Source organism: Kitasatospora sp. NBC_01300 (assembly GCF_041435235.1).
In the GTDB taxonomy this organism is placed as follows: Bacteria; Actinomycetota; Actinomycetes; order Streptomycetales; family Streptomycetaceae; genus Kitasatospora.
In genome coordinates, this window is record NZ_CP108408.1 from 343,420 (window position 1) to 362,106 (window position 18,687).

Genomic DNA, 18,687 nt, shown 5'->3' on the forward strand with positions numbered 1-18,687 from the left:
GGCGGGCACATGACGACGGCCGACCAGGACGGGTGGGACGGCCCCGACCCCGCCCGCCTGTACGTGATCACCCGCGGCCGCAGCGGCCCGGCCGGACCGGGCGTCTTCGACCTGGTCACCCTGATCGTCTCCCGCGCGGAGCCGACGCCCACCATGCAGCCCGAGCACGCGGCCATCCTGCGGCTGTGCCGCGCGCCGCTCTCGGTGGCGGAGGTCTCCGCCTACCTCGAACTGCCCACCAGCGTCGTCACCGTGCTGCTGGCGGACCTGCTCGACGACGGGCGGATCGAGGCCCGCGCCGCCGTCCCCAAGGCGGAACTTCCCGAACGCGCCCTGTTGGAGGCGGTGATCCATGGACTTCAAAGGCTCTGACACGGTGGTCGGACCGGCCGCCTCGGAGCTGCTGCCGGACTCGGTCGCGATGGCGGTCAAGGTGGTGATCGTGGGCGGCTTCGGCGTCGGCAAGACGACGCTGGTCGGCTCGGTCAGCGAGATCCGGCCGCTGACCACCGAGGAGACCATGACCCAGGCCGGGGTCGGCGTGGACGACCCCACCGGGGTCGAACGCAAGACCTCCACCACGGTGGCGATGGACTTCGGCCGGATCAGCATCAGCGACCAGCTCGTGCTGTACGTGTTCGGCACCCCCGGGCAGGAGCGGTTCTGGTTCCTCTGGAACGGCCTGTTCGAAGGCGCCCTGGGCGCGGTGGTGCTGGTGGACACCCGTCGGCTGGAGGTCAGCTTCGAGGTGATCGGGCGGCTGGAGGACCGCGGCGTGCCCTTCGTGGTGGCCGTCAACGACTTCCCGGAGGCGCCGGAGCACCCGGTCGACGAGCTGCGGGCCGCCCTCGACCTACCGCCCGAGGTGCCGATCGTGGCCTGCGACGCGCGCAGCCGCGAGTCCAGCCGGGACACCCTGATGACCCTGATGCGGTACCTGTACGAGCTCGCGGCCCCGCCCACCCGCTGACCGGCCACCCGCCACCGACCGCCCGCCCGGGCCCGCCCGCGCGCACCGCCGGCCGAACCCCCCGTCCGCCCCGCCGACCCCACCCGACCCCGGAGAGCCCGTGAGCACCCCGTTCCCCGATGACGCCGCCCCCACCCCGCCGCCCGGCTGCCCGGCCCACGGGCGCGCCCTCGAACCGTTCGGCCCCGGCGGCGTCCGGCGCCTGTACGGGCCGGAGGCCGAGGCCGACCCCGCGGGCCTGTACGAGAAGCTGCGCGCCGAACACGGCGAGGTGGCCCCGGTCCTGCTGCACGGGGACCTCCCGGCCTGGCTGATCCTCGGCCACGGCGCGAACATCACCGCGATGCGCTCGCCGTCCCTGTTCTCCCGCGACTCCCGCCTCTGGTCGGCGTTCCGCGACGGCGACGTCCCGATGGACTCCCCGCTGATGCCGGTGATCGCCTGGCAGCCGCTGTGCGTGTTCGCAGACGGCGAGGAGCACCGGCGGCTGCGCGGCGCCGTGCTGGACGGCCTGAACCGCTTCGACCGGCGCGGCGTGCGCCGGCACGTCCGGCGGTTCACCACCGAGCTGGTCCAGGTGGTCGGGCAGACCGGCCGGGCCGAGCTGGTCACCCAGTTCGCCGAGCACCTGCCGATGCTCGTCATGACCCAGCTGCTCGGCATGCCCGACGAGTACGGACCGCAGCTGGTGAACGCCGCCCGGGACCTCATGAAGGGCACCGAGACGGCCATCGCCAGCAACGAGTACGTGGTGGCGAGCCTGCGCCGGACGATGGCCGCCAAGCGCGAGGACCCGGGCGGCGACCTGGTCACCTGGCTGATGGAGCACCCGGCCGGGCTGACGGACGACGAGGTGATGGAGCACCTGCGGGTGGTGCTGCTCGCCGCGAACGAGACCACCGTCAACCTGATCGCGGACACCCTGAAGATGGTGCTCACCGACCCCCGGTTCCGCGCCCACCTGTCCGGCGGTCAGATGACCCTGGGCGAGGCGCTGGACCAGGTGCTGTGGGACTCCCCGCCGATGTCGCTGGTGGCCGGCCGCTGGGCGACCGTCGACACCGAGCTGGGCGGACAGCAGATCAGGGCGGGTGACCTGCTGCTGCTCGGACTCGCGGCCGGCAACGTCGACCCGGTCGTCCGGCCCGACCTGGCCACCCCGCTGTACGGCAACCGCTCCCACCTCTCCTTCGGCGCCGGCCCGCACGAGTGCCCCGGCCAGGACATCGGGCGCTCCGTCGCCGAGGCCGGGATCGACATCCTGCTGACCCTCCTGCCGGACCTCCGGCTCGCCGTGCCGGAGGAGGAGCTGACCTGGACCTCCGCCTGGATCTCCCGGCACCTGGTGGAGCTGCCGGTGGAGTTCACCCCGCGCGAGATCGAGCCGCACCCCGACTCCAAGCCGGTCGACGCCCCGGAGCCGGGGGCCGTCACCGCGCCCGAACCCGCACCCACGCCGGCGGTGGCGGAGGCGGTGAAGGAGGCGGAGGCACCGGCCGCCGTCCGGATCCCGGCGCAACGCCGCAGCTGGTGGCGGACGTTGACCGGCCTGTTCCGGCGCTGACGGCCCGTCCCTAACGACGGTCGGTGCGGGGCCGCTGCAGGGTGAAGGTGTCGACCGGGGTGAGGTCCCCGTGCGGGCCGTCGAAGGTGTAGTACGTCACCCGCATCCTGGTCAGGCCGCCGCGCCGGTCGCCGGGGTCGACGTCGAAGGCCGCGAAGCCGTGGGTGTGCTGCCGGTCCTGGACGGCGGCCCACGGGGCGTCCTCGGTCAGCCACACGGACTGCCGGTACGGCGCCGGCGGGCGCGGCGCGTCCTCCAGGGCGACGACCACCCGGCCCTTGGGCTCGCCGAACAGGTCGTCCTGGGTGGTGGCGGCGTTGCCGCCGGCGCCGATGACCATGTGGACGGTGCCGCGACTGGTGTCGACCGTGTGGAGGTCGGTGTCGGACGGCACCGGGGTGCGGGTGTCGTTGGGCAGGGTCCCGCGGACGGGGTGGGAGCGCTCGTAGTAGTGCTCGTGGCCGCCGACCACCAGGTCGACCCCGTAGGCGTCGAACAGCGGGCCCCAGGCCTCGCGGATGCCGAGGTCGCTGCCGGCGCCGTGCTGCGAGCTGGAGATCATCGGGTGGTGCATGCAGACCACGATCCAGTCGATCGCCCGGCTGCTCCGCGCCGACCGCAACTCGCGCTCCAGCCAGCGCTGCTGGGCCCCGCCGGAGTAGCCGCGCAGATAGTGGTCCCCGCTGTCCTGGATGGCCACGTCGTCGTTGGCCAGGCTGATGAAGCGCACCGAGCCGACCGTGAAGGCGTACCACATGCCCCGGGTCTCCGCGTCGTCGGCGGCCGCGGAGTCGGGCAGTTCGAAGTAGGTCTGGTAGCCGAGGGCGCCGATCGGGCCGTTGCCGGCCTCGTTCTCGCCGTTGCCTGCGCAGGGCATCCAGGGGCGCAAGCGGGCCGAGCGGCTGTTGTTGATGAACCAGTCGGCCCAGGTCAGGGTGCGGCTCTGGCCGTGCCGGCCGCTGTAGGAGGCGTAGCAGAGGTCGCCGTTGACCAGGTTGAACAGCGGGCCGACGCGTTCGACGGCGGCGACGATGTCGGCGGAGTGCGGGGTGCCGACCTGGCTGCTGGTGAACACCGGGTACTTGCCGAGCGGTGACGGCATGCCGTCGGGGAAGACCACCTGGCGGCGGAGGTTGGGGGTGGCCTGGTCCCCGAAGCTGGTGAAGGTGAAGGGCGCGCGGCCGCGCGGGGCGGTGGTGAAGGAGCCCGGCTCGGGGCTCGCGCCGTCGTGGCCGGCGGTGTAGAGGTAGGTGGTGGCGGGGCGCAGGCCGGTGAGGCGGGCGTGGTGGACGTACACCTCCTCCTTGCCGAGGGCGTCCCGGTAGGTGCGGGTCTGCGCTTCGACGACCCGGCCGAGGCCGCCGTCCGGCGAGCCGAGGCGGACCTGCGGGCGGCGCACGGACTGCGGGGTGATCCAGGAGACCGTCATCTCGGCGGACGGGTCGGTGCCGAACTGCAGGTGCAGCCCGCTCACGCTGGGCGCCCCGGTCCGGTGCGGGGTGGAATGCAGCAGCGGGCCCGCGGCGGGCCCCACCTCCCGGCCTGCCTCCGGGCCGGGCTCCGGGCTTGCCGCTGCGGCCGGCTGGGCGGCCGCGGCGCCCGCGACCAGCGCGGCGCCGGCCGCGGATGTGCCCTTGAGGATGGACCTGCGTGCGATCGTCATGGAGCTCCGCCTGCCGAGTGGGGGTGTCGACCCGGAGCACTGTACAGACATGTGCATGCAGAGACGATCGATATGACGGACGGTCACCACCGGTACGACGGAGGGCATGCGTCGACCCCGGCGGGGGTCGGGGGCTCCGCCGGGGCCGGGCGCAGGGAGTCGGACACAGGGAGTCCGGCACAGCGAGTCGGGCGCAGGGCCCGGGGGGCAGGCGCCGGGGGGCAGGCGCCGGGGATCAGGCGCCGGGGGTCAAGCGCCGGGGGTCAAGCGCCGGGGATCAGGCGCCGGGGGTCAAGCGCCGGGGGTCAAGCGCCGGGGATCAGGCGCCGGGGATCAGGGGCACTGCTTCCAGGCGAGGTGGTAGACGGTGTTGATGCTGCCGTCCGTCGAGTCCATGGTCATGAAGCTGGTGGTGCTGTTCGGGTCCGAGCTGCCGGCGCCGACCCGCAGTTCGGTGTTGATGTTGAAGTTGCGCTCCTCGCCACAGGGGGCGAAGACCAGGGCGGCGACGTCGACGGTGTCGGTCGCCTGCCAGTTGTCGTCCTTGGGGCCGTTGAAGTGGTGGCTCAGCTGGCCGGTCGCCGGGTCGCCCTGGAAGTAGTAGCTGGCCTGCTGGGTGCCGGTCGCCCCCTTCTCCAGGTGGGCGAAGCCGCGGTAGTCGGCGGAGGCGATCGCGTAGGTGAAGCCCTGCGGGACGTGCACCCGCAGGTTGAGCTGACAGTTCTTCCGGAAGTCGGTCGGCTTCGAGCCGACCCCCACCTGGGCGAGGTAGCTGCTGTAGGTCACGGTGAAGGCGGTGTTGTCCGGGGAGACGGCCACGGCGGCCGTACCCGCCGGGCAGCCGGAGCCGTTGACGGTCGCGACGTCGATGACGATCCGATCCGGCGGCGTCGGGAGCGCGCCGGTGCCGAGGGTCGGCGAGGCGAACAGGGTGGCGGCGATTCCGGTCGTGGCCAGTACACGGAGCAGCATGGGCTTCCCCTTCGATCGTCCACGGAGCCAGGGCCGGCGCGGTGGCGCTTCGAGCGCGATGGCGTTCCGAGCACCATGACGCTTCGAGCGCCTTGACACTTCGAGCGCGGCCCCGAAGTTGGCATGGATATGTCACCACACTCGGGGTGTCCGCGTACAGGGGGTGACGCGCCTCCCGGGTGACCTGCGGGCGTGGGTCCGGCGGTCCGTCGACGGGGCCTCGCATAGTCGGATGGCCAGTCACACCTTCCGATCGTGAGACGAGCCGACGATGTTGCTGCCCCACCGCCGGACCGCCACCGCGGCCCTCGCCCTGTTTCTCGCCCTCCCGGGCTGCGGCGCCCCGGACACCGCCCCGCCGCCCCCCGCCACGACGGCGCCCACCGCGACCGGGCCGCGACCGTTCACCCTGGTCGCCACCGGAGACGTCCTGCCGCACACCGAGATCATCCAGCAGGCCCAGGAGGACGCCAGCGGGAGCGGCTACGACTTCACCGCCATGCTCGCCGGCATCAAACCCCTGGTCAGCGACGCCGACCTGGCCATCTGCCACATGGAGACGGTCTACGGCGCCGACGGCGGACCGTACACCGGCTACCCGACCTTCAAGTCCCCGCCGCAGGTCGCCCGGGCCCTCAAGGACACGGGCTACACCGCCTGCGACACCGCCTCCAACCACACCCTCGACGACGGCCCCGCCGGAATCCGACGCACCCTCGACGCCATGGACGCCGTCGGCCTCGCCCACACCGGCTCCGCCCGGACAGCCGACGAGGCCGGCCGGCCCGCCCTGCTCCGGGCCGGCGGCGCCACCGTCGCCCACCTCGCCTATACCTACGGGACCAATGACATCCCGCTGCCCGAGGGCCGGCCCTGGGCGGTCAACCTGCTCGACCGGGACCGGATCCTCGCCGACGCGCGCGCCGCCCGGGCGGACGGCGCGGACCTCGTGGTGGTCAGCGTCCACTGGGGCACCGAGTGGCAGGACGCGCCGGACGAGCAACAGCTCACCCTCGCCCGCGAGCTGGCCGTCGAACCGGCTCCCGGACAGCCCGACATCGACCTGATCCTCGGCACCCACGCCCACATCCCGCAGGCCTACGAGAAGATCGGCGACACCTGGACGGTCTACGGCCTCGGCGACCAGCTCGCCGGGCACATGTTCACCTACGACGGCGCCGAGGACCCGCGCGGCAACTGGAGCTCCCTCGCCCGTTTCACCGTCAGCCCGCCCGCCGCTCCGGGGCTGCGCTGGACGGTGAGCCGCGCCGAGTTCGTCCCGCAGATCACCGACCTCGGTCCGCCCTACCGGGTGCTCGACCTGCGCGAGGCCGTCCGCCGCAACCCCGGCCGCGCCGACTACGCCCGCGCCCTGGAGCACATCCGCTCGGCGGTGCTCAGCCGGGGCGCGGGCGCGGCGGGGCTCACCATGGCGCCGTAGAGCGAAGAAGACGTTACGGCTTGCGGCCCAGCCCCGCGTAGGCCGCCACCTCGTCGTCGCCGAGCACCGGGCCCTCGTCCAGCTCCGGGTGCCAGCGGTTGATCAGCACCACGCCCGGGTCGTCCAGTTCCAGCCCGGCGAAGAAGCGCTCGACGCCCGCGCGGGGGCGCAGGTGGTTCTCGATGCCGGCCTCCGAGTAGCGGCGGGAGCCGATCGCGACCAGGTCGGGAATCGAGTCGGCGGTGCCGGCGGTCAGCGCGAGGAAGCTGCCGGAGGGCAGGGCGTCGACCAGCTTGCGGACCGGCGGGTGCGCGGCCTCGTCGGAGAGGAAGTGCACGATGTTGATCAGCGTCAGCGCGATCGGCCGGTCGAGGTCCAGGGTGGCGGCCACCGCGGGATCGGCGAGGAACCTTCCCGGCTCGCGCAGGTCGCCCTCGACGTAGGCGGTGCGGCCCTCGGGGGTGCTGGTGAGCAGCGCGCGCGAGTGGGCGAGCACGATCGGGTCGTTGTCGACGTACACCACCCGGCAGGACGGGTCGACGGCCTGGACGACCTCGTGCAGGTTGGGCGTGGTGGGGATGCCGGTGCCGACGTCCAGGAACTGGCGGACGCCGTGCACCTCGACCAGCCGGCGGACCATCCGGTGCATCACCGCGCGGGCCGCGAGGGTGGCGGTGCGCGAGCCGGGCCACTCCCCGAGGATGCGGTCGCCGACCTCGCGGTCCACCGGGAAGTTGGTCTTGCCGCCGAGCAGGTAGTCGTAGACCCGGGCCGGGTGCGCGCGGTCGGTGCGCAGGTCCACCTGCGGCGCCTCCTCGAACCGGACCCCGGTCAGCCAGCCGTCCGGACCGCTGTTCTCCATGTCTTGCCCTTCCGCACGTTCGTTCCCGTCCCACTCAACCACAGGACATGATCGAACGTCAGCCACTTTGGGACGGTACCCGACCGCTGCGCGCCCTGACGGCCGGAGCGCCCACGGCGGCGGCGAAGGACGGCACCCGCAGGGCGGTGACGAGGCCGAGCGCCGGGCCCAGCGTGCAGAGGGTGACGTAGCCGGGGATCAGGCCGAGGCGGTGGTGGTCGTGCAGCCACTCGGCGAGCAGCGGGAAGGAGCCGCCGAACACGGCGATGGTGGCCGCGTTGACCACGCCCAGACCGAGGGCGCGGACCTCCGTCGGGAACAGCAGGCCGGTGAAGACGTTGAGCGTCCCGAGCACCGTCGCCACCAGCATCCCCAGCAGCACGGCGACGAGCTGGAACGGCAGCCAGCCCTGCCGCAGCCCGATCAGCAGCACCGGGACCAGCAGCACCGGCAGCGCGAACCCGGCCCGGGCCACCGGCAGCAGGCCGAAGCGGTCGGCGGCGGCGCCGCTGAGCAGCATGGTGACCAGCACCACCGCGAGCACCACGGTCATGAAGGAGGTCGCCTGCTCCCGGTCGACCACCCCGTAGGCGGCGGCGTACTGCGGCAGGTAGACCAGGGCGAAGTAGTAACCGACCGTCCCGCCCAGGGTGTTGAGGAAGACGGTGAGCACCGCCCAGCGGTGCTCGCGTAGCACCCGCAGGAACGGCGGGCGGGCGCCCGTCGACTCCGCCCGGGCGCGGCGGAACTCCGCACTCTCCGGGGCCGCCCGGCGCACCCAGACGGCGGCCAGCCCGAGCAGCGCCGCGACCACGAAGGCCCGGCGCCAACCGCCGTTGGTCACACCGGACTTGCCGAGGGTGTGCAGCAGCAGCGCGAGCACCCCGTAGGAGAGCAGCGAGCCGACGATGATCCCGCCGTAGGAGACCGAGCTGAACGCGAAGCGGTGCCGGGGCGGAGCCGTCTCGGTCACGTACGCGGCGACGCTGGGCGCCTCGCCGCCGAAGGCCAGCCCCTGCACCACCCGCGCGGCGACGGCCAGGACCGCCGCCCAGGCGCCGATCGTCCGCTGGTCCGGCAGCACGGCGATGCCGAGGCTGGCGGCGGCGATCACGGACATGCCGAGGGTCAGGGCGAAGCGCCGCCCCCGGGTGTCGCTGAGCCGCCCGATCAGGTACGAGCCGACCGGCCGGGCGACGAACCCGACCGCGAAGGTCGCGTACGCCCCGAGCAGGCCGCTGACCCCGCCCTTGCCGTGCCCGAAGAGGTCCGCCGCGAAGTACGGGGCGAGGACGGCGTAGATGTTCCAGTCGAAGGACTCGACCACCGAGCCCACCGTGGCGGCGGCCAACTCCCGTCGCCGCCGGCCTGCTTGCGGTTCCTCGCGCGGCGGGGTGGTTCCGGTCCGATCTGTCATGGCCTCAGCATGGCACCGATCGGGGTGGCGCGGTATCGGACGCGGCGAGGTCCGCGGCCCCGGCGGCCCGGTGCTACCGGCCGGGGTGGTGGACGAAGCGGTAGGTCTCGCGGTCCAGTTCGGTGACCTCCACGCCGATCGCGGCGGGCACGGCGAGGCGGGCCTCCAACGCGGCGAGCACCCGGGCCGTCAGCTCGGCGCGCTGCGCGGTGCTGCGGCCGGCCAGGATCTTGACCTCCACCAGCACGACCGCGCGCCCGCCCGTTCCGTCGCCGACCAGGTGGCGCCCGGCCGGGCGGAACAGCGTCTTGCAGTCCGCCACGGTGGTGTCGATCACCTCGGCGATCAGCCGGTGGACCTCCTCGGCGAAGCCCACCTCGTCGAGGTCGAGGCCGGCGGAGTGGTCGACCAGGATCTGCGGCACGGAGACCTCCCAGGAGACGGAGCCCTCGCGGGGCTCCTCGGACAGTGCCGCGACGCTACCGTGTGCGGCCTCGCGGCGCTCCCGGGCCCCCTGTTGCGCCGGGGGCACCGGGAGCCCGGGAGCGTGAGGAGCCGGTCAGCAGCCGAAGTTGATCAGACGGAAGGTCACGTAGTGGTCGCCGGTGTAGTAGTCCTCGCGGGTGCGCTGGCCGGTGACGATCCGGCGGGTGCCACGGGTCGGCGAGCCGGGCGTCACCACGGTGTACTCGTGGTAGTAGCCGGAGGGCTGGCTCGGCAGCACGTGCTCCTTGTTCTGGAACACCACGCCGTCCTGGCTGTACGGGAACGGCCCGCCGGAGGCGATCAGGTTGAGCGTGGTGCGCGCCTGCGACGGCAGGGCGGACAGGCACACCGAGCCGCTCACCGCGGCGTGCGCCTCGGTGGCGACCGCGACGGGCGCGAGGGTCATCAGGGCGACGGTGGTGACGGCGGCGGCGCGAGACTTCCACGCGCGTAGAGTTCGGGTCATGACAACCAGCATGGCGACCGGCCCGGCCCGCCGAAAGCCCTGATCCAACTCTTCATCTCTGGTCAACTCGACGTACCCGCAACGGACTTGACCTGGACAGCAGTCGGCCGGGCCCGCCCCGCGCGAAGCCGAGCCGAGCCGAGCCGAGCCGAGGCCGGACACGACTGCGCCACCGGGGCGTTCACCGCCTCGGTGGCGCGTCCGGCGTCCCGGCGTCAGCCCCGGGGCAGGGCCAGGGACTGGACGGCCGGCAGCTTGCGCCAGTCGCTGGAGACGATGCTGGCGTGCGCCCGGGCCAGCTGCTCGGTGCGGGCGCGGGCCTGGTCCGCCGTCGGGTCGGTGGCACTGATGGCGGGCGCCACGTTGTGCGCGTCCGTCATGACCAGCAGGTAGTGCGAGCGGTCGTACCACGCGGTGTCGACGCCGTTGAGGTACGTGGCGGCGTCGCCGTCGAAGACCACGAACCAGGGCCGGATCCCGGCGTCCGCGCCCGTGTACGCGGCCCGCGGGTCGCCGGTCTTGGCACCGTGCACGGCGGGGAACAGCTGGGCGTCACCGATCCGGCCGGCGGCGGCGAGGTCGCGCAGGTGGCGGCCGTACTCGACGTCGGTGTGCAGGGTGTCGAAGGGGTTGCTCTCCTCGACCGTCCCCGGGATCGCGTACAGCAGGACCTTTCCGGCCAGCGCCGCGCGGCTCGGCCAGTTGCCGGCCCGCACCGCCTCGTCGACGCCGGCGTACGAGCCGCCGCCCGGCTTGGCGAGCAGGTCGGCGGGGCGCAGCACGGCCGAACCCAGGTGGGCGGCGATCAGCGCGTCCAGTTCCTTCGGCCCCATGCCGAGGTTGGCGGAGAAGCCCGCCTTCAGCTCCAGCTTGACCACCAGCGGGCCGGCGCCGGGGTGGGCGCCGAGCCAGACCCGGACGTCGTCGAGGCAGTTCTCCAGGTTCTTGTTGGCGCCGCCGCTGTAGAGCTGCGCCGGGGTGCTGGCGGCGGTGCAGTTGTTGGAGTTGCCGAGCGGGTTGGAGTGGCTGACCTTCCACTCCTTGGTGACGACGTCCGTCCAGATGTCCAGCTCGATCATCCCGGTGCCGGTGTCGAGCCCCTGGGCGAGGTACGGGTAGGCGGCCGGGTCGTAGGTGTTGTGCAGGCCGACGGTGGTGGCCGAGCCGAACGGCAGGTCCGCCGGGCCGCTCGCGGCCGCGTCCTGCGCCGCGTCGGCGGTCGTCGGAACCAGGGCCGCGGCGGCGGCGAGCAGGCCGGCCGCCAGGATGGCGGCGGCGGTGCGGCGTACGGTCACAGGTACTGTCCCCCCAGGTGCGGATGTGCCTCCGGCCGCCCCTCCCGGACGGTCGGACGAAGCATCGCCCACCAGGGCGAGCTTCGGGTGAAGAAGACACGACAATAGCGTGACGGCTGTACCGCTCCCGCCCGGGTTAGCGTGGGCCGTCCAGCAGGCGCGGCCCGGTCCGCGCCGGAGCACCGAGCACCGGAGGAACTCCCGTGTCCCTGGTCCGCGTCCACAACTTCTCGATCTCGCTCGACGGCTACGGAACGGGCGAGGGGCAGAGCCTCGACTCGCCGTTCGGCCACGCCGGCGACCGGCTGCACGGCTGGTTCTTCCAGACCCGGACCTTCCGGCAGATGCACGGCCGGGCGGGCGACTCCGGCGGCGACACCGGAGTCGACGACGCGATGGCCCGCACCTGGAGCGACGGCATCGGTGCGGAGATCATGGGGCGCAACAAGTTCGGCCCGCAGCGCGGCCCGTGGCAGGACCACGAGTGGAAGGGCTGGTGGGGGCCGGAGCCGGTGTTCCGCACCCCGGTCTTCGTCCTCACCCACCACCCGCGCCCCACGCTGGAGATGGCGGGCGGGACGACCTTCCACTTCCTCGACGCCACGCCCGAGGAGGCACTGCGCCAGGCCAAGGCGGCGGCCGACGGGAAGGACGTCCGGATCGGCGGCGGCCCGAGCATCGTCCGGGCCTTCCTGGCGGCGGACCTGATCGACCACCTGCACGTGGTGGTGGTGCCGATCGTCCTCGGCCGCGGCGAGCGGCTCTGGGACGGGCTCGAAGGCCTGGAGCAGCGCTTCCGCACCGAGGCGGTGACCAGCCCGAGCGGCGTCACCCACCTCACCTTCACCCGGCGGTAGCCGAAGAACGGTGGCCTCCCCGCACCCGCGGGGAGGCCACCGTCGCACTCGGACCGTCAGACCTGTCAGGCCTGGTCAGAACCCGGCCGGACCCCGGTCAGACCCGGTCGGCCGCGATCAGGACGTACTGGAAGGAGCCGTCCTTGTAGGAGTTGATGAACGCCTCCTCGATGCCGGTGACCAGCGAGGAGGTGGCGCGCAGCTCCCAGTAGGGCAGGGTGGCGGGGGTCAGGTCGATGACGGCCTGCGGCACCAGCCGGTTGTCGGCCATGGCCCGCAGGTACTCCCGGCGGGAGTGGATGTTGCACTCGAAGTGCGCGTTGATCTGCGAGACCCACTTGGACGGCTGCCCGTAGGCGGGGTTCCAGCAGCCGGTGACGGTCACGTACCGCCCGCCGACGGCGAGGATCCGGGAGTGCTCGGCGAACAGGTCGTGCAGGTCGACGTACATGCTGGACTCGTTGTTCCACGAGCCCGCCACCTGGCCGGTCTCGAACGGCATGTCGAGCATGTTGCAGACCTGCGAGCGGACGAAGTCGCCGATGCCCAGCTCGCGGGCCCGGTTGTTGCCGAACTCGGCCTGCTTGGCGGAGAGCGTGACGCCCTGGACCCGGCAGCCGAAGCGCTGGTGGGCCATCACCATCGAGCCGCCGCGGCCGCAGCCCGCGTCCACCAGGGTGGCGTCGGCCGAAACCGCGCCCAGGTGGTCGAGGAGCAGCTCGGCCTGCGCGGACTCCAGGCGGTGCAGCTCGGTGATCACCTTCTTCTCGCGCTCACTGTCGGCCGGGTCGCCGATGGCGGCCTGGTCGACGTCGCCGATGCCGTAGTGGTGGTGGTAGAGGCCGTCCACGTCGCCGAGGCGAAGGTTGACCGGCCGTGCCTCGTGGTCCCAGTAACGTGCGATGTCGCCCTGGTAGGGAGTCGCCGGCCCGGGGATGGCGGCGTTGTCGGCGGGGGTGGTGATGTCGTCGGTCAGGGACATGCGTCAGCTCCTAGCGGGTGATCAACGGAAGGGGATGGCTGCCGGAAACGGTGGTCACCAGAAGTCGGGCAGGGTGTAGCGGAAGGAATTGGTCCGGTGCCAGAAGTGGTTGCCGTCGACCCACGCGGACACACCGCGCAGGAACCGTACGAGGGTCGGGACGGGGCAGGCCGCGGCCAGCGCGGCCGCCTCGGCCTCGAAGGCGTGCATCAGGTCGTTGTGGACCTCGACCGCCTTGAGGTAGCCGTCCCGGTGCGAGCAGTCCTCGCGTTCGGCGATCACCACGGGCAGGTTCAGGTGCAGTCCGGGGATGGACAGCTCCTTGGTGTACGAGTACAGGTCGTTGACGATGGTGGTCGCGTTGCCGGCCAGGGCGATCACGCGCTGCATGGCGGGTAGCGCGTGCAGTTCGGCCGGCAGCTCGTAGCCGCCGACGCTGTCCGTGATCGTCGGGCAGGGGCGGAAGTTGTTGAACTGCCGCATCGCCAGGTACTCCCAGACCTGCGGGACGTGCTCGGTCTCGGCCCACGACGCCTCGGCGAGGTACCCGAGGTGCAGCCGGGCCATGTCGTGCCGGAACCGGTCCGCCTGGGAGGGCGTGGAGGCCCGGGTGAAGTACTCCATCGCGGAGCGGTACGCCCGGCGGGGCGCGTCCTCGTACAGCGAGGCCTCCCACTCCGGGTGGTACTCCGGAGTGGTGTGCAGCGGGTCGAGCGCGGTGTGCGCCAGCAGCAGGCGCCCACCGAGGCCGACCGGTGAGCCGCCGTGCTCCTCGCAGTAGCAGTCGTCGACCGCGTTCTCGGCGACCATCAGGCGGGCGGCGAGCATCAGGTGGTCGACGCTGGGCGCGTCCGGGTGGCAGGCCACCATGTAGCGGCCGGTCGAGAAGCCGTCGAACTGCTTCTCCCAGTCCGGCGGGTACAGCTCGACCTCTTCCAGCGCCCAGGCCTTGATCTTGAGGCTCAGCTCCTCCACCCGCACCGGGTCGGGCTCGGCCACCGGGTGGTGGTAGAGGCCCGGGATGGCGTCGCCGGGCTTCGGCTTGGCACCGCCCGGCGCGGGGCTGTCGGACGCGGGGACGCCGGGCGCGGGGGTGTTGGGCGCGGGGGGACTCGGTGCCAGGTTCAGGCCCGCGGTGCCCAGGCCGCTCGGCCCGCGAAGGATCCGCTCGATCGCCGAGGAGCTCATGACCCCACCGCCACGGCGGCAGTGCGCTCGAAGGGTGTCCCCGCTCTGGTGCACAGGGGCATGGAGCCTCCTCTGACTCTGATGAAGGATCGCAGGACGTGACGGTTCGTCACCTGAGCCGACGGCGTGGGCGGTCTTCGAACGCGCCCCCGTCTCGCTCGGTTCACAACCGTAGGCGCGGGGACCGGTTCGGAAACGTTCCGGACGATCTTCTACACCCGATCAGGTGAACGTAGGCCCGTATGGCGTTTGAAACGCCGCCTCCTCATGCATCGGTCCGCCGCGCCCGCCGGCGTAAGGGGGAGAAGAATGGCCACGACCCCGTGACGGAACGGGGCCAGGAAGGACGTACCAGCACATGGAGACCCAGGGCCGCAGCCGCACCGCACTGGTCGAGGACCTCATGGAGCGCTTCCCCGACGTGCCCCGGGAGGCCGTGATCAAGGAGGACCTGCTGCGCGGCGGCATGGCCTTCGACGAGTCCGCCCTCAGCGGCAGCACCGGCGCCGACGGGAGCGGCGAGGTCAAGCCGAAGTCGTACTTCATCTTCTCCTTCGACCACCGCACCCTGCCCGAGCTCGGCGCGGCCGCGCTCAACCGCCCGCCGGAGGAGGTCGTGCTCACCGGCGGCCCGTACGGGCTGCGCCGCACCGTGGTGTCGGTGCGCGTCAACCCGGACTCGCCGTACCGGGTCGGCGCCGGGGAGGACGGCACGCTCGGCCTGTACCTCGACGGCACGCGGATCGCCGACGTGGGCCTGCCCCCGATGCCGGACTACTACCGGCACACCCTGGCCAACGGGAAGTCGGTGATGGAGGTCGCCCCGACCATCCAGTGGGGCTACCTGATCTACCTGACGGTCTTCCGGGTCTGCCAGTACTTCGGCGCCAAGGAGGAGTGCCAGTACTGCGACATCAACCACAACTGGCGCCAGCACAAGGCCGCGGGCCGCCCCTACACCGGGGTCAAGCCGGTCGAGGAGGTGCTGGAGGCGCTGGAGCTCATCGACCGCCACGACACCGCCCGCGCCTCCCAGGCGTACACCCTCACCGGCGGCGCCATCACCTCGCAGGTCGGCGGCCGGGACGAGGCCGACTTCTACGGCCAGTACGCCAAGGCCATCGAGGAGCGCTTCCCCGGGCGTTGGATCGGCAAGGTCGTCGCGCAGGCCCTGCCGCGCGAGGACGTCCAGCGCTTCCACGACTACGGCGTGCGGATCTACCACCCCAACTTCGAGGTCTGGGACAAGCGCCTGTTCGAGCTGTACTGCCCCGGCAAGGAGCGCTACGTCGGCCGCGACGAGTGGCACCGGCGCATCCTCGACTCCACCGAGGTGTTCGGCCCGGAGAACGTGATCCCCAACTTCGTCGCCGGGGTCGAGATGGCGCAGCCCTTCGGCTTCACCACCGTCGACGAGGCCATCGCCTCCACCCGGGAGGGCCTGCGCTTCTTCATGTCCCACGGCGTGGTGCCCCGCTTCACCACCTGGTGCCCCGAACCCACCACCCCGCTCGGCAAGGCCAACCCCCAGGGCGCCCCGCTGGAGTACCACATCCGTCTGCTCCAGGCCTACCGCGCCACCCTGGAGGAGTTCGGCCTCTCCTCCCCGCCCGGCTACGGCCCGGCCGGCCCCGGCAAGGCCGTCTTCTCGGTCAGCTCCTTCATGGACTCGCTGCCCGGCTGAGCGCCCGGCGCGCGCCGCCCCCGGCCGACATGACAGGACGTCAGGATGACGCCGGGGGCCGTCGGCCCACCGCGAGGAGGAGGCGGACCCCGCCGATCGGCGCGTAGGTGGGGGTACGAACAGCGTGTTAGCTTCCCGCCATGGGATCACGTGGGGCTCGTGGGGTGGCGGCGCGGTCGGCGATCGAGGGGATGCGGGAGCTCGCCGGGGAGGGATTGACGGCGCCGGAGGTGTTCCGGCGGGCGGACGAACTGCTGCGCCCGGTCCTGGAGTTCGACGCGGTGTGCTGGCACACCGCGGATCCGGCGACCGGTCTGGTGAACTCGGTGCAGAGCGAGGACCTCAGCCTGACGGCGTACGAGCACGCCGTCAGGCTGGAGGTCTGGGAGGACGACCTGGCGACCTTCCCGAAGATCCGGCACAGCGGGGCGCAGGCGGAGACGCTGAGCCGGGCGACCAAGGGGCGCCCGCAGGAGAGCGTGCGGTTCCGGGAGCAGATAGCGCCGGCCGGGTTCGGGGACGAGCTGCGGGCGGTGTTCGACGCGACGGGCGGGATGTGGGGGTGCGCGGCGTTCATGCGGGCCCCGGACCGCGGCCCCTACCTGGGACGCCAGCGCGAGCTCGCCGGCGCCGCCGCCCGCCACCTGGGCAACGCGCTGCGGGCGTGCCACATTCCGGCCGGCGCGCCGGACCAGGAGGACGCGGGGCCCGCGGTCCTGATGCTCGACCGGCGCAACCGGCTGCGGGCGATGTCCGGCCCGGCCGAGGACCTGCTCGACCGGCTGGCCGACCCCACCCCCACCTCGCTCAGCATCCCGACCTCCGTGGCGATGGCCGCCGAGCACGCCCGCCGGGCGGCGCACGGCCTGGCCGCGCCGCAGACGCCGGTACGGGTCCGCACCCGGGACGACCGCTGGTACCTGCTGCACGGGTCGGCGCTGCGCGGCGACGCGGCGGCGGACGAGGTGACGGTGGTGGCCGCGCCCGCCTCGCCGGCCGAGGTGATGCCGCTCTACCTGGCCGCGTACGGGCTGACCGCCCGCGAGCAGGAGGTGGCGCTGCTGCTGGTGCGCGGCAGCGACACCCGGGACGTGGCCCGGCTGCTCGCGATGACGCCGTACACGGTGCAGGACCACCTGAAGTCGGTGTTCACCAAGACCGGGGTGGGCAGCCGGCAGGAGCTGATCGCGCGGATCATGCTCGGCGGGGGGCGCTGCTGACCCGGGGCCCCGCGCACGCCTGGCGCGCGCCCTGCCCCGAGCCCCCGCCCCGCACCCCTGACGCGCGCCCCGCCGCACGCCCCCAGGAATCTGGGATGGCCGGGGCCCCACCGCGAACGTGAAGATTTCCCCACGGGGGATTCACGTCATGCACATGACATGACGTGGATCGCAGTGCCTTCATCGTCCACCGGAGGAGCACCCGCATGAGCTCGCGCACCAGGCGCACCGCCTTCACCTCAGGAGTCGCCGCACTGGTCGCGGTGACCGGGCTCGGCCTCGGCGCCGCGCCCGCACACGCCGACACCGCACCACCGACCGCCACCTGCGACCCCGCCCGCGACTACCTGTGGGAGGACATCGCCTCCGCCCGGGTCGAACCGACCGTCACCGACTTCCTCGCGGTCGCGATCACCCCCGGCACCACCGGCAGTTACACCAAGACCCTCAGCGAGGTCGACTCGGTGAGCACCACGATCAACACCAGCACCGAGGTGAGCGCCGAATTCAAGGCGATCTTCGCCAAGGTGAGCGTCAAGGTCGGATTCTCCGTGGCCACCACCAAGGCGACCACCCGCACCACCACCGTCACCGACACCGTGAACTTCAACAGCCCCGGCTACTACGGCCTCTACCGCGGCACCCGGAAGGTCACCGGCGAGTGGGTCCGCTACATCTGCGCCCGCAGCGGGAACACGGGCTACTGGATCAACACCAGCCCGAACGGCCCCGGCACCTTCACCACCTTCGACGTCCCGGAGCAGGGCACCGTCTCCTGCGCCTACCCGGAGCCGGCCGGCACCCTGCGCGCGGCCGCCCGGGCGCGACTCGTCTGCTAATGCCCAGGATCGCGGAAATCACCCAACCCACCTGCTGCGAAAGCGAGTCCACCATGCCCGAACCGCACCCTCGACGCTCCCGGGCCCGACGCCCGCTGAACGTCCTCGGTACGGCGGCCGCCGTCGGCGCCCTGCTGTTCACCGCCGCCCCCACCGCCCTGGCCACCCCCGCGTCGGCCACCGCACTCGCCGCCGACCCGGAGAGCGAATACCCCTGCGACCCCGGCCTCTACCGCATCAACACCGCCGGGGCCGACCGGCCGCTGACCGTCGCTCTCTCGTCCGGGAACCACGGCTCGGTCATCCAGTACTTCTGGGGTGACGAGTCGAACCAGAAGTGGCAGGTCTGCCGCAAGCACACCTCCGACGGCCGCGAGCTGGTGTACTTCCGCGACAGCTGGCGCGGCTGGTGCATGGTCGTCGACCGCTGGGGAAAGGACAACGGCAACTGGATCATCACGGTCGGCTGCGGTGACGTCGTCCCCGAGAACCAGGCGTTCTGGATGGCGAAGGTTCCGGGCAGCAACCGCTTCGCCCTCCAGAACGTGAACTCCGGCAAGTGGGTCGCCGCCCAGGACCACAGCGACGGCCTGGGCTACCAGATCGTCCAGGACAGCCGACCGGACCTGTTCTACCTGCAGGCCGTCTGACCGTCCGACCGCACGGCGCACCGCGAGGAACGCCCGTCGTGCCCGGCCGGACAGCCCCGGCCGGGCACGACGGGTTCCGGGGCGCCGGCCCCGGGGTACGCGTCCAAAAATACCGGGTGGGGTATCCTGGC

Annotated in this window: 18 protein-coding genes; 9 read left to right on the plus strand and 9 right to left on the minus strand. The window is 72.6% G+C overall.

Annotation, left to right across the window (positions count from 1 at the left end; translation table 11 throughout):
- Positions 1-9 precede the first annotated feature (9 nt).
- From OG556_RS01685 to OG556_RS01695, 3 genes are all read left to right on the plus strand, one after another.
- Positions 10-372: a DUF742 domain-containing protein gene (locus OG556_RS01685; protein WP_371515484.1), complete on the plus strand. Its 363-nt coding sequence runs from the start codon at positions 10-12 to the stop codon at positions 370-372.
- Positions 353-970, plus strand: coding sequence for an ATP/GTP-binding protein (locus tag OG556_RS01690; RefSeq protein WP_371515485.1), 618 nt, complete (start codon positions 353-355; stop codon positions 968-970). Before OG556_RS01685 ends, OG556_RS01690 begins: the two co-directional genes overlap by 20 nt.
- A 100-nt stretch (positions 971-1,070) precedes the next feature.
- On the plus strand, positions 1,071-2,534 hold the full coding sequence (locus OG556_RS01695; protein ID WP_371515486.1) for a cytochrome P450: 1,464 nt from the start codon (positions 1,071-1,073) through the stop codon (positions 2,532-2,534).
- Positions 2,535-2,544: 10 nt separating this feature from the next.
- On the opposite strand, the gene OG556_RS01700 is transcribed toward OG556_RS01695, so the two are convergent.
- A complete protein-coding gene (locus OG556_RS01700) occupies positions 2,545-4,197 on the minus strand; it encodes a purple acid phosphatase family protein (RefSeq protein WP_371515487.1) in 1,653 nt (550 codons plus the stop codon).
- A 333-nt stretch (positions 4,198-4,530) separates the two neighbouring features.
- Entirely contained in the window at positions 4,531-5,169 is a 639-nt protein-coding gene (locus tag OG556_RS01705; RefSeq protein ID WP_371515488.1) for a DUF4360 domain-containing protein, read from the minus strand.
- A gap of 271 nt (positions 5,170-5,440) precedes the next feature.
- Here OG556_RS01705 and OG556_RS01710 point away from each other — a divergent pair, with 271 nt between their 5' ends.
- Positions 5,441-6,610, plus strand: a complete 1,170-nt coding sequence (locus OG556_RS01710; protein ID WP_371515489.1) for a CapA family protein — start codon at positions 5,441-5,443, stop codon at positions 6,608-6,610.
- A 13-nt stretch (positions 6,611-6,623) separates the two neighbouring features.
- On the opposite strand, the gene OG556_RS01715 is transcribed toward OG556_RS01710, so the two are convergent.
- The 5 genes from OG556_RS01715 to OG556_RS01735 all read right to left on the minus strand — a co-directional run bounded on the left by OG556_RS01715 (position 6,624) and on the right by OG556_RS01735 (position 11,136).
- Positions 6,624-7,472, minus strand: coding sequence for an SAM-dependent methyltransferase (locus OG556_RS01715; RefSeq protein WP_371515490.1), 849 nt, complete (start codon positions 7,470-7,472; stop codon positions 6,624-6,626).
- A 58-nt stretch (positions 7,473-7,530) separates the two neighbouring features.
- Positions 7,531-8,889 carry an MFS transporter gene (locus tag OG556_RS01720; protein WP_371515491.1) on the minus strand — a complete coding sequence of 453 codons (1,359 nt, stop codon included), beginning with the start codon at positions 8,887-8,889 and terminating at the stop codon, positions 7,531-7,533.
- 73 nt (positions 8,890-8,962) lie between these two features.
- Positions 8,963-9,313, minus strand: coding sequence for a 5-carboxymethyl-2-hydroxymuconate Delta-isomerase (locus tag OG556_RS01725; protein ID WP_371515492.1), 351 nt, complete (start codon positions 9,311-9,313; stop codon positions 8,963-8,965).
- Between the two features lie 135 nt (positions 9,314-9,448).
- Positions 9,449-9,781, minus strand: coding sequence for a ribonuclease domain-containing protein (locus OG556_RS01730; RefSeq protein ID WP_371522520.1), 333 nt, complete (start codon positions 9,779-9,781; stop codon positions 9,449-9,451).
- 275 nt (positions 9,782-10,056) lie between these two features.
- Positions 10,057-11,136, minus strand: coding sequence for a phosphatidylinositol-specific phospholipase C domain-containing protein (locus tag OG556_RS01735; RefSeq protein ID WP_371515493.1), 1,080 nt, complete (start codon positions 11,134-11,136; stop codon positions 10,057-10,059).
- Between the two features lie 203 nt (positions 11,137-11,339).
- On the opposite strand from OG556_RS01735, the gene OG556_RS01740 reads away from it, so the two are divergent.
- Positions 11,340-11,993 (plus strand): dihydrofolate reductase family protein, encoded by a 654-nt coding sequence (locus OG556_RS01740; protein WP_371515494.1) that lies wholly within the window; start codon positions 11,340-11,342, stop codon positions 11,991-11,993.
- 97 nt (positions 11,994-12,090) lie between these two features.
- On the opposite strand, the gene OG556_RS01745 is transcribed toward OG556_RS01740, so the two are convergent.
- The gene (locus OG556_RS01745; RefSeq protein WP_371515495.1) at positions 12,091-12,975 is read right to left on the minus strand and encodes a geranyl diphosphate 2-C-methyltransferase; all 885 of its coding nucleotides are present in this window, start codon (positions 12,973-12,975) and stop codon (positions 12,091-12,093) included.
- Between the two features lie 54 nt (positions 12,976-13,029).
- A complete protein-coding gene (locus tag OG556_RS01750; protein WP_371522522.1) occupies positions 13,030-14,253 on the minus strand; it encodes a family 2 encapsulin nanocompartment cargo protein terpene cyclase in 1,224 nt (407 codons plus the stop codon).
- Between the two features lie 268 nt (positions 14,254-14,521).
- Here OG556_RS01750 and OG556_RS01755 point away from each other — a divergent pair, with 268 nt between their 5' ends.
- From OG556_RS01755 to OG556_RS01770, 4 genes are all read left to right on the plus strand, one after another.
- The gene (locus OG556_RS01755) at positions 14,522-15,847 is read left to right on the plus strand and encodes a radical SAM protein (RefSeq protein WP_371515496.1); all 1,326 of its coding nucleotides are present in this window, start codon (positions 14,522-14,524) and stop codon (positions 15,845-15,847) included.
- 140 nt (positions 15,848-15,987) lie between these two features.
- Positions 15,988-17,067, plus strand: a complete 1,080-nt coding sequence (locus tag OG556_RS01760) for a helix-turn-helix transcriptional regulator (protein ID WP_371515497.1) — start codon at positions 15,988-15,990, stop codon at positions 17,065-17,067.
- Positions 17,068-17,273: 206 nt separating this feature from the next.
- Positions 17,274-17,906, plus strand: coding sequence for a hypothetical protein (locus tag OG556_RS01765; RefSeq protein ID WP_371515498.1), 633 nt, complete (start codon positions 17,274-17,276; stop codon positions 17,904-17,906).
- Between the two features lie 53 nt (positions 17,907-17,959).
- On the plus strand, positions 17,960-18,556 hold the full coding sequence (locus OG556_RS01770) for an RICIN domain-containing protein (protein ID WP_371515499.1): 597 nt from the start codon (positions 17,960-17,962) through the stop codon (positions 18,554-18,556).
- The last annotated feature ends 131 nt before the right edge of the window (positions 18,557-18,687 follow it).

Coding starts and splice junctions, on each gene's coding strand:
- OG556_RS01690 (WP_371515485.1), top strand. CDS start 353: ATGGACTTCAAAGGCTCTGACACGGTGGTCGGACCGGCCGCCTCGGAG.
- OG556_RS01770 (WP_371515499.1), top strand. CDS start 17,960: ATGCCCGAACCGCACCCTCGACGCTCCCGGGCCCGACGCCCGCTGAAC.
- OG556_RS01715 (WP_371515490.1), bottom strand. CDS start 7,472: ATGGAGAACAGCGGTCCGGACGGCTGGCTGACCGGGGTCCGGTTCGAG.
- OG556_RS01700 (WP_371515487.1), bottom strand. CDS start 4,197: ATGACGATCGCACGCAGGTCCATCCTCAAGGGCACATCCGCGGCCGGC.
- OG556_RS01745 (WP_371515495.1), bottom strand. CDS start 12,975: ATGTCCCTGACCGACGACATCACCACCCCCGCCGACAACGCCGCCATC.
- OG556_RS01730 (WP_371522520.1), bottom strand. CDS start 9,781: ATGACCCTCGCGCCCGTCGCGGTCGCCACCGAGGCGCACGCCGCGGTG.
- OG556_RS01685 (WP_371515484.1), top strand. CDS start 10: ATGACGACGGCCGACCAGGACGGGTGGGACGGCCCCGACCCCGCCCGC.
- OG556_RS01755 (WP_371515496.1), top strand. CDS start 14,522: ATGGAGACCCAGGGCCGCAGCCGCACCGCACTGGTCGAGGACCTCATG.
- OG556_RS01760 (WP_371515497.1), top strand. CDS start 15,988: ATGGGATCACGTGGGGCTCGTGGGGTGGCGGCGCGGTCGGCGATCGAG.
- OG556_RS01710 (WP_371515489.1), top strand. CDS start 5,441: ATGTTGCTGCCCCACCGCCGGACCGCCACCGCGGCCCTCGCCCTGTTT.
- OG556_RS01720 (WP_371515491.1), bottom strand. CDS start 8,889: ATGACAGATCGGACCGGAACCACCCCGCCGCGCGAGGAACCGCAAGCA.
- OG556_RS01765 (WP_371515498.1), top strand. CDS start 17,274: ATGAGCTCGCGCACCAGGCGCACCGCCTTCACCTCAGGAGTCGCCGCA.
- OG556_RS01705 (WP_371515488.1), bottom strand. CDS start 5,169: ATGCTGCTCCGTGTACTGGCCACGACCGGAATCGCCGCCACCCTGTTC.